Annotated in this window: 14 protein-coding genes and 1 other RNA gene; 8 read left to right on the top strand and 7 right to left on the bottom strand. The window is 39.8% G+C overall.

Annotated features, from left to right (window positions below):
* Positions 1-277: 277 nt before the first annotated feature.
* Both MJY40_RS14785 and MJY40_RS14790 read left to right on the top strand, forming a co-directional pair.
* On the top strand, positions 278-1096 hold the full coding sequence (locus tag MJY40_RS14785) for a MoxR family ATPase (protein ID WP_317854947.1): 819 nt from the start codon (positions 278-280) through the stop codon (positions 1094-1096).
* Positions 1097-1110: 14 nt separating this feature from the next.
* Entirely contained in the window at positions 1111-2307 is a 1197-nt protein-coding gene (locus MJY40_RS14790) for a VWA domain-containing protein (RefSeq protein ID WP_317854948.1), read from the top strand.
* Positions 2308-2623: 316 nt separating this feature from the next.
* Here MJY40_RS14790 and MJY40_RS14795 read toward each other — a convergent pair whose 3' ends face one another.
* Positions 2624-4237, bottom strand: a complete 1614-nt coding sequence (locus MJY40_RS14795) for a CvpA family protein (protein WP_317854949.1) — start codon at positions 4235-4237, stop codon at positions 2624-2626.
* A 184-nt stretch (positions 4238-4421) separates the two neighbouring features.
* Here MJY40_RS14795 and MJY40_RS14800 point away from each other — a divergent pair, with 184 nt between their 5' ends.
* Both MJY40_RS14800 and MJY40_RS14805 read left to right on the top strand, forming a co-directional pair.
* The gene (locus tag MJY40_RS14800) at positions 4422-5093 is read left to right on the top strand and encodes an adaptor protein MecA (RefSeq protein WP_317854950.1); all 672 of its coding nucleotides are present in this window, start codon (positions 4422-4424) and stop codon (positions 5091-5093) included.
* A gap of 196 nt (positions 5094-5289) precedes the next feature.
* A complete protein-coding gene (locus MJY40_RS14805) occupies positions 5290-5601 on the top strand; it encodes a hypothetical protein (protein ID WP_317854951.1) in 312 nt (103 codons plus the stop codon).
* A gap of 234 nt (positions 5602-5835) precedes the next feature.
* On the opposite strand, the gene MJY40_RS14810 is transcribed toward MJY40_RS14805, so the two are convergent.
* The 6 genes from MJY40_RS14810 to MJY40_RS14835 form a co-directional block, all read right to left on the bottom strand.
* Positions 5836-6918, bottom strand: coding sequence for a stalk domain-containing protein (locus tag MJY40_RS14810; RefSeq protein WP_317854952.1), 1083 nt, complete (start codon positions 6916-6918; stop codon positions 5836-5838).
* Between the two features lie 373 nt (positions 6919-7291).
* Positions 7292-7391, bottom strand: an RNA gene (gene ffs, locus MJY40_RS14815) — signal recognition particle sRNA small type.
* Between the two features lie 143 nt (positions 7392-7534).
* Positions 7535-8050: a tRNA adenosine(34) deaminase TadA gene (tadA, locus tag MJY40_RS14820; RefSeq protein ID WP_317854953.1), complete on the bottom strand. Its 516-nt coding sequence runs from the start codon at positions 8048-8050 to the stop codon at positions 7535-7537.
* A gap of 324 nt (positions 8051-8374) precedes the next feature.
* Positions 8375-9727: an FG-GAP repeat domain-containing protein gene (locus MJY40_RS14825; protein WP_317854954.1), complete on the bottom strand. Its 1353-nt coding sequence runs from the start codon at positions 9725-9727 to the stop codon at positions 8375-8377.
* 294 nt (positions 9728-10021) lie between these two features.
* Positions 10022-10549 carry a spore maturation protein gene (locus MJY40_RS14830; RefSeq protein WP_317854955.1) on the bottom strand — a complete coding sequence of 176 codons (528 nt, stop codon included), beginning with the start codon at positions 10547-10549 and terminating at the stop codon, positions 10022-10024.
* The gene (locus tag MJY40_RS14835; RefSeq protein ID WP_317854956.1) at positions 10550-11131 is read right to left on the bottom strand and encodes a nucleoside recognition domain-containing protein; all 582 of its coding nucleotides are present in this window, start codon (positions 11129-11131) and stop codon (positions 10550-10552) included. It lies immediately after the preceding gene.
* A gap of 189 nt (positions 11132-11320) precedes the next feature.
* On the opposite strand from MJY40_RS14835, the gene MJY40_RS14840 reads away from it, so the two are divergent.
* From MJY40_RS14840 to MJY40_RS14855, 4 genes are all read left to right on the top strand, one after another.
* Complete coding sequence (locus tag MJY40_RS14840; RefSeq protein ID WP_317854957.1) at positions 11321-11581, top strand: AbrB/MazE/SpoVT family DNA-binding domain-containing protein; 261 nt, start codon at positions 11321-11323, stop codon at positions 11579-11581.
* A gap of 458 nt (positions 11582-12039) precedes the next feature.
* Positions 12040-13509 (top strand): spore germination protein, encoded by a 1470-nt coding sequence (locus MJY40_RS14845; RefSeq protein ID WP_317854958.1) that lies wholly within the window; start codon positions 12040-12042, stop codon positions 13507-13509.
* Entirely contained in the window at positions 13509-14618 is a 1110-nt protein-coding gene (locus MJY40_RS14850) for a GerAB/ArcD/ProY family transporter (RefSeq protein WP_317854959.1), read from the top strand. Before MJY40_RS14845 ends, MJY40_RS14850 begins: the two co-directional genes overlap by 1 nt.
* Positions 14605-15717 (top strand): Ger(x)C family spore germination protein, encoded by a 1113-nt coding sequence (locus tag MJY40_RS14855; protein WP_317854960.1) that lies wholly within the window; start codon positions 14605-14607, stop codon positions 15715-15717. Before MJY40_RS14850 ends, MJY40_RS14855 begins: the two co-directional genes overlap by 14 nt.
* Positions 15718-15832 lie beyond the last annotated feature (115 nt).

Raw genomic sequence — 15832 nt, forward strand, 5'->3', positions numbered from 1 at the left:
TGCATTCCGCCTTCAGTACACATACAATGCGTACCCTACAAAATGTAAAATCCTTTTATTTTTAAACTGGGACTTTTATTTTTGCCAAGCCTACAAAGCCAAATACCAAAACACCAACCTCCAACAAATCGTGGAAACTAACTCAAAATACCATTATCTCTAGGTTTTTTGTATGATAAATAGTACTTTTTATTGACAGTTTACCCATTTACCACGTAAAATACTGATATTGAGAAAAAAAAGTCAAACATAACCAATATGCATAAGAAAGGTTGATATGAATATGAATACAGCGTTCCAAGGCAGTGAAAATTACGTTGCAAGTGCAGAGCTGATGCGTTCTGTAAACATTGCAATCGCACTTCAAAAACCACTTCTCATCAAAGGGGAACCAGGTACAGGTAAAACCATGCTTGCAGAAGCAATTTCCAAATCTCTTGGCAAAAAGCTCATCATTTGGAACATCAAATCCACCACAAAAGCACAAGATGGTTTGTATGTATATGACGTGGTACAACGTCTTTACGATAGCCAATTTGGTAATGAAGGTGTAGATGACATTGGCAAATATGTAAAAATGGGTAAACTTGGGGAAGCATTCTCCGCTGATGAACAAGTGATTTTGCTCATTGACGAAATCGACAAAGCAGACTTGGAATTCCCTAACGATTTGCTTTGGGAACTCGACAAAATGGAATTTTACATCCCAGAAACCAAAGAAACTGTAAAAGCAAAACAACGTCCAATCGTAATTGTAACTTCCAACGCAGAAAAAGAATTGCCAGATGCATTCCTTCGTCGTTGTATCTTCCACTACATTGAATTCCCAGATGCAGACCAAATGAAAGAAATTATTGATGTGCATTTTGATAACTTGGAAGAAAAATTGTTGGATCAAGTTTTGGAAACCTTCTATTGGATTCGTGGTGTCTATAACTTGCAGAAAAAACCAAGCACATCTGAAGTTTTGGATTGGATCCAAGCACTCATTTTGGGTGGTATGAAACCAGAAGATATTGACAAAAAAGTGCCATTTGCTGGTGTTTTGTTGAAGAAAAACGAAGATATCGACACTGTAAAACGTTATTTAAAATAAGAGTAGGTGAGTAGATGTTTACAGCATTCTTTTACTTGCTTCGTGGCAGAGGGATTCATGTTTCTTTAAACGAATGGATGTCTTTGTTGGAAGCATTGGAAAAAGGCTTGCATGGTTCTAGCTTCACAGGCTTTTATTACCTATGTCGTAGTGTGTTGGTGAAAAGCGAAACAGAATTCGATAAATTTGATGGTGCTTTCTTGGAATTTTTCAAAGATATGCCACCAACAGACGAATTGCCAAAGGAATTGTTGGAATGGTTGGAAAAGCCAAAAGACAAACCTGGTGAAGAATTTGATATGGAACGTGCAATGCAAAATGATTTGATTGATCAAATAGATATCCAAAAGAAATTTTTGGAAACATTGGAAGCACAAAAAGAAGAACACAATGGTGGTAGTCGTTGGGTTGGTACTGGTGGTGTTTCTTTGTATGGAAATAGCGGTTTCAGCCCTAGAGGGATTCGTGTGGGTGGCGAAGGTGGTGGCAGACGTGCTTTCCAAGTGGCAAGCGAACGTAAATTCCGTGACTTTAGAGAAGACAACACCTTGGATATCCGCCAATACCAAATGGCATTTCGTAAATTGCGTGAGTTCTCTTCTCGTATCGACGAAGCCAGAACCGAATTTGACATTGATGGTACCATCCAAGAAACTTGTGACAATGCTGGTAGTTTGCAAATCGTATACGACAAACCTAGAAAAAATACCGTTAAGGTGTTGTTGTTGATGGATAGTGGCGGTTCTATGGACTTCTATAGTCGTATGTGTAGCGCTTTGTTCCAAGGTGCCAATAAAGCAAACCATTTCAAGGATTTGCAGGTATTCTACTTCCATAACTGCATTTATTCCAAAGTATACACAGACCCATTGTTGCGTCCTAGAAATGTGGTGCCAACAGAATGGATTTTGCGTAACTTGAGCAGTGAATATAAGGTCATTATCGTTGGTGATGCACAAATGGAACCATCAGAGTTATTGGAACCAAGTTATTATAACTATGGTGCTCGTGATGAAGTGACTGGTTTGGAATGGTTGAAACGATTCAAGGATAAATACCCTCATATTGTGTGGTTGAACCCTTCTGCTCGCCCATTGTATGGTGGTTGGTGGGCTAAAACATATGATGTGTTGCATAATGAATTCGATATGTATCCATTGACATTGGAAGAATTGCAAAAAGCACTGAAAAAATTGATGGTGAATAAATAATTTTCAGGGGTGGATTTCGTATCCCCCCTTTTTTGTGGCTGTTTATGACGGTAGGGTCAAGACCCTACCCTACAATTGTATCCACAAACTACGATTTTGTCATTCAGAACGCAGTGAAGAATCCAAATCACAAACCACGGGCGTACACACAGGTACGCCCCTACAAAACCCAACCCACAAACTACAGTTTTGTCATTCCAAGGAATGCAATGACGAAGAATCTGAAGCCAGAAATTTCATAAAAAACAAAACGGTATCGACTGGTTGGTCGGTACCGTTTTTGTATGTGTCAATTCAATTTGATTCAATTTTATTTTTAGTGCAATTCCACTACCACAGAGCCACCATTTCCATCTTCTGCAAATTCAAACTCCACTTGATCACCAACAGACATGGTTACAATTTCCATATGGTCTTTTGCCACCACTTGGTACAAGGTTTCATCATCTTCCACTTGCATCAAATACACAGTGTTGCCATCTACAACAATATCTGCCAAAACAGTGATGATACCCTCTACTTCATGGGATTCCACAACTGGTGTTGCTGTTTCAATGCCACTTCCTTGCATCAAATTGCGATATGCCGCTTCACAATCCCCAACAGTGTCACCTGTTGCTACAATTTGGTATTTTTGGATGTTGACCATTGCATATTGTTTCACCAAACCAGCAGCATCTTTCAAAGACAAGAAGTAGGTTGGTTCTCCAGCAATGTTTAGGAGAATTGGGAAAGTTGCAGTGTATCCCAAATGTTGTACTTGACCTTCTGCTGAAGACATGGCTGAAATTTCCTTTGCACCAGAAATCAAATAATACTTGGTTTCTTTGGTTCTACAGTTCATGAGGACGAAACCAACATTGGACTCATCAGCACCAATGGAAGTAACCCCTGTATATACCCAAACATCACCTTCAAGGGCAATGTAGTTGTAACCTTCTGTGGATTGCAAGCAATCTCTTTGACCAAACATACTATTGATGAACCCATTTTTCAAAGTTCCATAGTAGTCATATTGTGCAACCAACAAACTTGCATCGTAAACTTGATCCACCCAATTTGGCACATCTGCCACATCGTAATATTGGTGTTCACCAGTTTGTGCATTCACCAAAATTGCACCAATGATATCAGTACCACCAAACAAACCAATGGTTTTGTCCTCTACAGCACATACCCAATATGGTGTACCTTCTTCGTCAATTTCAAATTTGGTACTATAAATCATGGCTGTTGGATAGTTGAAACGTACATGACGATACAAGTTTCTACCAAAGTATTCTGCTGGAGAATACATGATGCCATCTTCCAAACGCACCAATTCTACGTCTTGTGTGGTCATATCAATACTGATGTATCCTGGGATACCTGTGCTACGGTTTGTAATCCATTTGATGACATCACCATATTTGAGTGGTGTCACACGAATGGGCTTGTCCAAATAATTGATTTGATTGAAGTATGCACTGACTTCATATTGGGAAACCATGTCTACCATGCTACCCATTTCACGTTCTGCAAGTCTGGATGCAGAGTCGCTATCGAGAATTGGAATTTTACTATAATCCACTTCTGTGATATCTTCTGTGAAATCGCCAGATTGTACATTGAGCAATTCGCTGTAGGAAGATGCACGCAAAATTGGAGAAGAAATCAATGTACCACCAAAATAAATCACTGCCAAACCAATGGGAATCACAATGAATTTTTTGTATTTGTTGCGATATTCTGCTCGTTTCTCAGGTTCACCATTTAAAAACAGCACTTGTACAATGGAAAAAGCATTGACCACAACTGCCACAACCGCCATGGTGGTAAAGAACATCCAGGTTTCTTGTGAATGGATATTCATTGCTGGCAAATAGTAGTAATACATCACACCCCAAATGAGTATGGTTAAAATAATGGGTAGTACACGTTTTTTAGACATATGAGTCCTCCTAATTAAATTTTATAATTACCTCTTTACATATCCTTGCAGATTGATTATACTGAAAAAAACAAAGGAAGCAATTTGGTTCCATCAAATGCTACTTTCACTATACTATACTATATTTCAAATCAAATGTATAGGCGAAAATCCTTACAAAAACATAAAGAAGGAAGTGAATCCTATGAAAATTGAACGTGTGAGCGAAAACCAATTGAAACTCACCTTAACCCGTGCAGACCTATCTGAACGTAATTTGCGTTTGGAAGATTTGATTACACCATCTGCGAAAACACAAAAATTGTTCCGTGATATTATGGAACAAGCCCTTGAAGAATATGACTTTATCGAAGAAAATGCGCCCATTATGGTGGAAGCAGCACCTCTAGGTATGGATGGTATTATGATCATTGTGACCAAAATCAACAACCAAGAGGAGGAAGATGAACACAACACCCATTTCTTCCCAGCTGATAAGATTATGAAAAAACGCAAATCTTTTGATGTGACGGATAAAATTACACAAAAAGAAAGCACCACTCATACAAAAAATGGTGCCCAATCTATGTTGATTTATTCCTTTGCAGCTTTGGATGATGTCATTTCTGTCAGTGGCGAATTGTCTGGTTTCTTCATTGGCGAAAGTGCTTTGTACAAAAATGAAGGTCGTTTCTTCTTGGTATTGAAAGAAACCAGTCCATGTGAAGAAAGCACCAAGCACCTAGAAAGCCAATTGGAAGAATATGGTCAGAAACACATTTCCACACCACTAGCAAAATCCTATTTGATGGAACATGGTGAAGAGATGGTTAAAAATGAAGCAGTTTACGCATTGTCCATTGCATGTGGCGTATAAGCAAACAAAACCGAAAAGCGGTCTTAGGACTGCTTTTTTTATTGGAATTTGGATGGTATTGATGTGGTGGTTTTGAGTTTGTAGTGGATGGCGTCCCCGACATCCCGTTGCATTTAGTGATTTCATATATTGGCAATTGTACCATTTTCTATATTTTACCATATACTATACCAACTGATTACAAGGAGTTTTGTATATGGCACAACTGAAAATTTATTTGAATCGTTTGAAGAAACCAGCCACCTTTGCCAGTATCATGTCCCAATTGATGACACTTTTGATGCGTGCCAATTTGGATGTGGATTATGCCACCATTTTACACATTTTTACAGGAATCACAGCCATTGTCACTGTTTTGGGTATTCTATCCAATCCAGACACCCAAAACAAAGGATATGGTGAAGACTTTGCCTACTGCGAGCAGTGCCAAGGTAACACGCCACATCTTGCTGTTGGTGGCAAATCCCTTTGTCAATATTGTGGTTGCGAAGTGCCTGGTAAATCTTGAAGTTGCACTACGGGTGCCGAAACGACACCCCTACAAAGCCATAAATACTCTGGCACTTGTAGGGGCGATTCACGAATCGCCCGAAAACCAAGATCCTTCATTGCATTCAGGATGACATAGTATATAGATTGGTCATTGTAGGGGCGACCTGTGGTCGCCTGTCATCAATTGGACAACAAAAAAGGGTCGATGTGGGCATCGACCCCTACGTTATCATATGAAATTTCTTTAGCTTTATTTTACAATGACTTCCAAACCAACAAAAGCGTTAAATGCCATTGCTGGTACCAACAAAGTTCCATTTTCTGCGATATAAGGTGCAGCACCCAATTCCACTGGTGCAGTCATACCATAGATATCTTCTTGTGTTGCTGTGGAAACATACAAATCTTGTCCTACTGTGAAGTTCATGGTACGCATTTCATTGGCGATGGTTGCTGTTTTTTCTGCTGCGTTCCAAGCCAAAGTCAAGTCCAAAGCAGTTACCACATCACGCAAAGAAACATATGCCACTTCGTTTGTGTAAACCACTTCTGTATCAATTGCATTGCCATTGATTGCAAATGGAACCACTTGGATTTCCATAACTTTGCTCACTTCACCTGTCATATCTTTCCAAACCAATACACGAGAGTTATAAGCAACTTCGCCCACTGTGGTCAATTCTTCTTTGCCAAATACATCCAATGGCATATCTGCATCCAATGTAAAGGAAGTTTCTACATCAGATGTACCAAATGTCACTGCATTTCCTTGGTTCATGATGTTTGTGATATCCAAAAGCATTGGAGCTGCTGCATCCATAGCCATATTGATGATGATTGCTTCTGCAAATCTTTGTGGTGGCAAACTCATGGTTTGTTGCATTCCCATATACGCATAAGCAGATGTGACACCTTCCAAATCTTCCAAAGAAAGGGATTCGCCTGTCATTGCATCCACAATCAAAGTGCTACCATTGCCATTGAGTTGTGTCATTTGTTCGTTCATATCCAATGCCAAAATGGAGAAATTGCCATTTTCGTCTACTGTAACTGGTTCTACAGAGAAGTAACCCAATTCACGTACAGGCATACCCAACATTGCTTCCTCTTCATCGATCATCATAACGCCTTCTTCTTCATTAACACCAAAGTCCAAAAGCATATCGCTACCATCAATCATCATAATGCCATCTTCTTCGTTTGTCCCAAAATCCAAAAGCATTTCATCGTTGTTTTCACCTACGTTTGGGTTACTGTCGATTCCATTTGCAAATGCGGTTGTTGCGCCAATTGCCACTACTGCTGCTAAAGTAAAAGGTACTAATTTTTTCATATTGTTTTCCTCCTGAAAGTTCATGTTTGAATTGTCAATTTTATGGGATGTTTTCATCCTTATATTTCTCAGACGAGGGTGATTTGTAAAAAGTTCCATGTTTTTGAAATTTTTTTCAATTCAGGATAATAAATTTTTATGTACTCTGGTGAATTTTTGTAGGGTACGCATTGTATGCGTATCAAACGTGGAATGCATACAATGCATTCCCTACAAGTATAATACATATTAGGTATAGTTCTCTTTGTATCAGGACAATTTTTTCAAAAAATATTTTCCAATCATTTCTGGTATTAAAAAAGAGCCCAAATTGGACTCCTTATCTTACTCCCCTGTTATACCATTTGTCTTTGACGCAATGCACCCAGTACACTCCAAAGAGGCTACCTGACACACATAGAAGGGAACTCCTTAGTGCTGCTGTCTTCCAACCCTGACACGATTCGAAGGCTTCTATTGCATCAGACCTCAATCTCAACGCATAGCAGATGCACTGCGTCAAAGACAAAAATATAACTATATAATTATATCTAACTTTATGGGATTTGTCAATATCCCAATGGAATAGACCATTTATATTCATATATGACATTACGGACAGATATGGAATCTGTCCCTACAGTGTGTCATTATTTGGATTTGTAGCAGTTTCGGTATTTTCCTTTTCCACCTTTACTTGTTGGCTTTTGCGAAAACGTTTGAAGAATTGTTTCATCCAACCAGCACATTCTTCCAGTAAAACACCTTCTTCCACTTCCACTTGGTGATTGAATCTAGGTTCGTTCAAAATATCCAAGATGGAACCGGCACATCCTGCTTTGCTATTTCTGGCACCAAAGACCACAGACTGCATTCTGGCTTGTACAATGGCTCCTGCACACATGGGACATGGTTCAATGGTCACATATAAAGTGCAATCTTCCAATCTCCAATCTCCAACTACACCAGCCGCTTCGTTGATGGCAGCAATTTCTGCGTGGCACAATGGATTTTTCATGGAATTACGCAGATTGTGCCCACGTCCAATGATGGTATCCTTTTGCACAATGACTGCACCAATGGGTACTTCTCCTAAATCATATGCTTTTTCTGCTTCCAAAAGGGCTTCTTTCATAAAAAATTCGTGGTTCATTAGGGTTACCTTTCTATATGAAACAGACAACCGCTAGGGTTGTCCCTACAATTGTTGTGGTATCGTTTTGGTGTTCTGGTATTATGGCGGCAGCAAGCCACCACCTTACAATGATTACATCATATTTTGTTATCCATCCAGATTTGTCATGCAGAGGAGTAAAACGACGAAGCATCTTTGGTATTGCGGTTGATTCGTGAATCAACCCTACGATTGCACCTCATTTGTAGGTTTCAGTCCTTCATCATTCACCCTTAGTTCTTAGTCGCTTTTCAAAGTCTTTCACCATTCACCATTAGCCTTTAGTCGGTGACTACAGTCACCCTATTGTGCCAAGTGCAGGCTACCTTGTTGCATAGCACCTGTTTCTACACGCCAATAGTCATCTAAGCCATCGCCATTGAAATCGCTGACATACATAGCTTCTCCATAGTCAATATCTTCATTGGAAGAACGCAAACCTCGTTCTGTCAAAATATAGCGAATTGTGGTACCTGTGCTATCACAAAGATAAACTTCCGAAACACCATCACCATTCAAATCGCCACTATACAAAGCACCATACAAGTTTTCTACACCAAGATGTGTGCTCCAAATTTTCAACAAACCAGAATCTCTTTTTTGGTATACATACAAATCCAAGCCATCGGTCAGGAAATATTCCTTTTCATCATCGCCATCCAAATCCACAATATGTGCTTGTGTGACACCATGTTTCAAATAGGTTTTTTCTACCTTAGACCAGTCACCATTGTAGCGATATCGTTCTACTGCATCTGTTGTAAACAAAAGCAATTCCCCTTCATCAGCAGTAATTCCTGTATAAGACAGACCCATCAATGGCAATTCGCCAATTTCTTGCCAGTCATAGGTATACAACATGACATATTCCAAACGTTCAGAAAACACTTCTGTTGTTTCTGTTTCTTCTTCCACAACATCATGGGAATGTTCTTCTGTATCGGTCAACAACACTGCAATGGTAGAAACACCATTCACTTCCAACAAAGCAGCACCCAACAATTCTTGGCTTGTGTCAAATTGTTTGGAACGCATACGACTCAAATAATTGCCAGACAATCCATAAAGCCCCAAAGTGTTGCCAGAAATGCTTGCCACAATGGGATTGCCACTGTTGTCATATCCTTCTGCCACAAAGCCATCTACAGGCAAAGTTCCATTGTATTCACGGAAATTATCTTCCATACCAACCCAATTTTCATAGGCAATGAAGCCACCATCTGCCAAAAATGGGTTTCTCTCCAACAAACTATAGGGTGTATCGTCATATCCACCCAAATAATACACACCAACCAATTCTTCTGCCACAAACCAGCAAATGATTTCACCTGCTGTATCGCCATTGTAATGCAAAAGTGTTGCCAAACCTAGAACTGCATCATCACCTGCAAATTCTTCCATTGCAAAGCCCACTTCTGACGCTGCTGCAAAGTATTCTGGCACCAAAGTTGGATCATTGGGAACTGTGCCCTCAATGAAAATCAGACTATCTTTGTCATAGTTCCAATAATATTCGTAGCAAATATCATCCATTTCTTCCATATATGCAGTTCGTTCTTCTGCGGTTATGCTAAATACTGGTTTTTCCACTTCTACTGCTTTACAACCTGTGAAAAGCAGCAAAATGGATAAGCCAATACCCAAAATTCTTTTCATTTGTATTCCATCCTCTCAATGAGTAGACCACTGCTATTGTAATGATTCTTTCTTATTATACAGCATTTTTGTGGAATATACAAAGAAAATTTGCCATAGATTTGGAAAACAAATGGTGAAATTTATAACGGTCGATTCGTGAATCGCCCCTACAGTAAAGCGTTTCGTTGGTTGTTGCAAAGGTGATGCATCCCGTTAGTTGTCATTTTGTAGGGGCTGCCCTATGTGGCTGCCCGTAACGTGACGAAGAATCTTATAACGGCCGATTCGTGAATCGCCCCTACAATGTTTCCGTTACCAAACCAAACCCACCAACCAAATGGCAACTACAACACCAACGAAATTGGTAATCAGTGCACATGGCAGGGTATATCTGGTTTTTCGTATGCCCACAGCCAAGAAATACACACTCATGGTATAAAACACCGTTTCGGTACAACTCATCATCACAGAAGCCACACGTCCCATATAGGAGTCTGGTCCATATGTTTGGAAGATATCCACCAAAAGCCCAATTGCTGCTGACGAGGACACCAAACGTATGACACTTAGAGGGGCAATTTCTGCTGGAAATCCAAGTGGTTCCACCAATGGACGTATGAGATTGGTGCAAATCTCCAAAAGTCCACCATTTTGAAAGATTTCCACTGCCACAATCAAACCAATGAGCGTTGGTAAAATTTCCACAACTGTTTGCAAACCTTCTTTTGCACCTTCCAAAAAGGTTTCGTAAATACGCACACCATTAAGCAAGCCATAGACCACAATGAACAACATGGTCACTGGTATGATATAGTTGGACATGGTCAATAGAATCTCCATCTATTCACCTCCTAGACTGCAAATCTTTGCCAAGGTCACACCAAACAAGGTGGTCACCAAGGTTGCCACAATGCCAACACCCACAATTTCTGTCGGTGCCACAGATCCATATTTGGTGCGATATGCCAACACATTGATGGTCAATAGTTGCAAAGAGGACATATTCACCGTCAAAAACATGCACATGGCACCACTGGCTTTGGTTCCATTTCGGTTCAGCTTTTGCAATTCCTTCATAGCAAGTATGCCTGCTGGTGTTGCAGCCCAACCAAGTCCCAAGAAATTGGCAGCAAAATTAGCGGCTATGTATTCACGTGCTTTGTGGTTTTTGGGTACTGTTGGAAACAAAAAATTCATCAGCGGTTCTATTTTTCTTGCCAAAGCAGCAATCATACCTGCTTTTTCTCCAATTTTCAAAACTCCTGCCCATGTAGCCACCACACCTGCCATTGCAAACACCAATTCCATTGCAGTTTTGCCACCATCCAAAACCGCATTGGTCACCAAATCCATTCTACCCAAAATTGCACCTGTTAAAATTCCACCCACAATAAAAAAACCCCATATCCAATCCAAATACATACACCTCCATTAGAATTGTATGAAATTACCATATCATTTCATGCCATTTTTTCATCAATTTCCAAATGTTTGCACAAATTTACTTTTATTTCCAGCTGATTTTTGTTGATATTTGGTAAAAAGTGTGGTAGAATAAGGTAAATTACGAATTTATTTTAAAAATAATTAGGGTTAACGGGGGAATATCATATGAAATCAACAGGAATCGTTAGAAAAGTCGACGAATTGGGCCGTGTAGTACTTCCTATTGAGCTTAGACGTAACATGGGCATTGAAATCAAAGATTCATTAGAAATTTTTGTAAAAGAAGATACAATTATCTTAAAAAAATACGAACCAGCTGACATATTTACTGGTGATATGGATAACTTAATTGATTACAAAGGCAAAAAGATCTCAAAAAGAACCATTTTGGAATTGGCACAGCTTGCAGGCTTGGAGATAAAGTAAAATATTTACTTCCAAATTTTGTGAGATTTGCCAATTTTTTACATTTATTGGATTTGTGTATTTTGTCATTTGCACATATACACATGTCCACTTAGTGTACAGTTATAGTTTTGAGCAAAAGGTGATATTAGAGCATACCATCTATTCTTGTGATACTCTTCAAATCATTGTCCTTTTTAGATGCTCATTGATTCATTTTACAAATTCCAAGAGCTTGGTATTCAGCCAGAATATCGAGGTCTTATTTTTTTGTCCAAATGCAAGATAACGAGACCTACTGCATCACATATCCACGCCTATTACGGGACTGCTGACAAAAGGGTCGATGTGAGCATCGACCCCTACGTGATCATATGAAACTCTTTCCTCTTTCATTGGGATATTTTTGTCTTATTTTAGAAATCTGCATATGGAAATTTCTTTTGGTTACACTATTTCCAAGGATTTGGAGGTGGCATATGGAAATTTTGAAAACCATTGGAGAAAACAAAGAGATTTTGACACAGTTGTTTCTGGACTGCGAAGATATTGTCATGCGTGAATTTGCCATTGGCGGTGGCAGTGCAACCATTTTGATGGTATATACCGACAATATGGTGGATGGAGATACGGTACAAAACTTCATTATGACCAATTTGATGAATCGATCACCTTCTTGCAATGAGGGTGCTTTTTTGGATGAATTGATGGCAGATGGCATTGCAGTGCGTGAATTGTCCAAAATCCAAACCATAGAAGATGTGGTTGCAACCATTTTATGTGGCGATACTGCTCTATTTATGGATGGTGACCCATTTGCATTACGTGCTTCCACAAGGGGTTTTCCAAATCGAGGTGTGAACCAAGCACAAACCGAGGTTGTGGTACAGGGACCTAAGGATGCATTTACTGAAGTGGTGGCATTCAATGTGGTTTTGATACGCAGACGTATTCAAGATGCAAAATTGAAGGTAAAACGTAAAAAGCTAGGTACCAGAAGCAACACAGATATTTGTATCTTGTATATGGAGGATTTGGTGCGTCCAGAAATTTTAAATCGTGTCACCAAACAACTGGAAACCATGGATGCTTTGGATGTGGTGTTGGACAGTGGCTCTGTGGAGCAACTTTTGGAAAACAGCTGGAAATCCCCTTTTCCACAACTGCAAATGACAGAACGTCCAGATAAGGCTTCTTCTGCTTTGTTGGAGGGACGTGTGGTGCTTGCCATTGACAATTCTCCTTTTGTGATTTTGTTGCCTGCAACTTTGAATGTATTTTTTCAAGCAGCAGAAGATTATTACGACCGTTTCGCCATTATGAGTTTCATTCGTGCTATGCGATATGTGGCTGCTTTTGGTGCCATTGGTTTGTCTGGGTTGTACATTGCTTTTGCTGTGTTTCATCCAGAACTGTTGCCAACACCCCTAGCCATCAAAATCGCATCCACCAGACAAAACATCCCATTTTCATTGGTGGGTGAAGTCATTGCAATGGAACTGGCTTTTGAACTGCTTCGAGAAGCTGGCATTCGCTTGCCATCACCTGTCAGCTCCACCATTGGCATTGTTGGCGGTATCATCATTGGACAAGCAGCAGTAGAAGCTGGAATTGTCAGTCCTGTTGTGGTCATTGTCACTGCACTGACTGGCATTTGTGGCTTTGTGATTCCAAACATTGCTTTGGTTTCTGGCTTGCGTTTGACCAAATATTTTGTCATTTTGTTATCAGCAACCTTTGGACTCTTTGGTTTTTGGCTTTCTATGTTGGTTTTGGTGGCACATTTGTCTGGTCTCACTTCCTATGGAATCCCTTATTTATATCCATTTTGTTCCAGCGTCATCAACAACGATGTGGATTGGGAAGATAGTATTTGGCGGTTGCCACTGCGTAAAATGAAGGATACACCCATTTTCATGAACCCAAAATCACGAAAGGGGGATTCTTGATGTTTGTCAACAACAAACGTATCTCCAAACGTCAATTTTCTGCATTGCTTTTGTTTGCGTTCTTTGGCACTGCTCTTTTGTTTTTGCCTACAGAATTGGTGGATATGGGTGGCAAAAGTGGCTGGTTGCTACTGCTACCTTGGAGTGTTTTATTTCTATTGGTGCAGGTGCTTCTTTGTGTTTTAAGCAAAAGAAACCCTGATGTTACAACGGTTTTTTGGTATCGTTATGGATTTGGAAGGGTTTTGGGTACTCTTTTGGTACTTGGTCTATTGTGTTTTCTCATTTTTGTAGGTGCTATGGAATTGCGTATTTTTGGTGAAGTGATTTCTGCCACCATGTTATCCAAAACACCCATTTGGTTGGTATTGGCTGTTTTTGTTTTGGCAATACTTCCTGTTGCAATGGGTGGTGTGGAAGTTGTGGCACGTATGGCAGAAGTGATGTTTTTCTTCTTTTTGATTCCGTTGGTGGTGGTTTTGGTGGCATTGGCTTTTTCTGTTGATTTTGGTAGATTGTTGCCCATTTCCACAGTGGATATGGAGCAATTTGTTTCCATCACCTCCTATGTGGCACCACTTGCACAAGGTTTGCTTTTGACACCCTTTTGTTTAGGATATACCAAAATCAAAACAGGTTCTGGTGTGCTCATTGGTTCTGTGATATTGAGTCTTTTCTTGGTATTTGCTTTGACCATACTTGCTTTTGCCACCTATGGTACAGGTGTTTTGTCTGATAAAATGTTGCCCACTTTGCAAATGATGGAACGTATTGGCTTTGCTCATATTTTCCTAAGTAGACAGGACTTGTTGTTTCTATGGTTTTGGATGGTATCCACCTATTTGTTTTTGTCTATGATTTTGCTCTATGCTTTGCAGATTTGGAAAGAAGTTTTACCCATTTCCAAAGAAAAGTCCATTTCTGGTGGTTGTATCTTCTTTGGGTTGCTTCTCTGGGTCACTTCCCTTTTGCCAGAAGATTTATGGTCTGCTTATGATTTACGATTGCGATATCTATCTTATGGTTTGGTGTTGTTTTTGGTGGCAATTCCTGTTATTTTGTTGCTCATAGATATTGTCAAAAGGAGGATTTCACATGACCAAATGTAAAATCTGGTTTCTTTGTTTGTTGCAAATTCTTTTCTTATCTGGATGTATGGATGGCAATGACCCTGAAAACCGTGAATACATCATCACATTGGGTGTAGATGTTGCTGAAGATGGTTTTGCATTCTCCTTTGTACCAGCCAAAACCAGAACCACAGACACCACACTCTTGAAAGCAAATGGCACTACCCTAGCAGAAGGCATTGCCACCTTAGACCAAGAAAACCCAAGAAAAACAGAACTTGGACAATTGAAAATGTTGGTTTTCAGCCAGGATGTTTTGACTTCTGATTCTGGGTATATGCATTTGTTGGCAGAATTGGAACGTAGTCAGGATATTTCTGGCAATGTGATGCTTTTGGCAACGGAAGATTTGGCTTCTGATTGTTTGCAAGCCATTTTGGAAAGTGATGGCGAAACAGGTCTATTCCTTTGGGATTTTTACGAAAATACAGCTGGTGATGTGGCTGTCACTTGGGGTGAAGATTTGGATGGTTTCTTGATTGCTTTGGAAGAACAAAGGGATTCTGCAATTTTACCAAAGATTGCAACCACCGATGGCAATTTATCCTTGGGTGGTGGTTTGCTTTTGCAAAACCATGAATATGTGACAACTTTGGATGTAGATTCTGCTTTGGGCTATGCCTTTTTGCGTGAAGAAGCAGATGGTGCTGTTTTGGTGACAACCATTCCACAAAATACACAAGAAAGCATTCCAGTGGACACCATTTCCACAAAGACAGAAGAAATACCACTTTCTCTACGCATCATGAAAAACACCACTTCTTATGTGATGCAAACCATTGGCGATACCCTCTATTGCACCATTGTCATTGATGCAACAGGCAATTTGTTGGGTAGTGGCACCCAAGAATCCTTCACCGAAGAAGGTCGTTTGCAATTGGAACAGGCATTTGCAACACGCATAAAGGAAGAAGTGACACATACAATAGAAGTGGCACAAGATGCAGGTGCAGTGGAATCCATTGGCATTGGTGCTGCTATCAGACGGAAATATCCAGATTTTGATTTGGAACAGGATGCTTGGCAATTGACACTTTCTGTTGCTGTGGATGTGGAGGATTTTGGTCGCATACGATAACAGTGAGCAAAAATTTGTAGGGAATGGTCTTGACCATTCCGTAGACGAAGAATCTTTCATTTTCAATTCCTTGTTTCAAACTGCCAAAACATGGGTATCCTTAAGATAACAAACA

The sequence above is a fragment of the Chakrabartyella piscis genome (assembly GCA_030067835.1).
GTDB lineage: Bacteria > Bacillota > Clostridia > Lachnospirales > Anaerotignaceae > Chakrabartyella > Chakrabartyella piscis.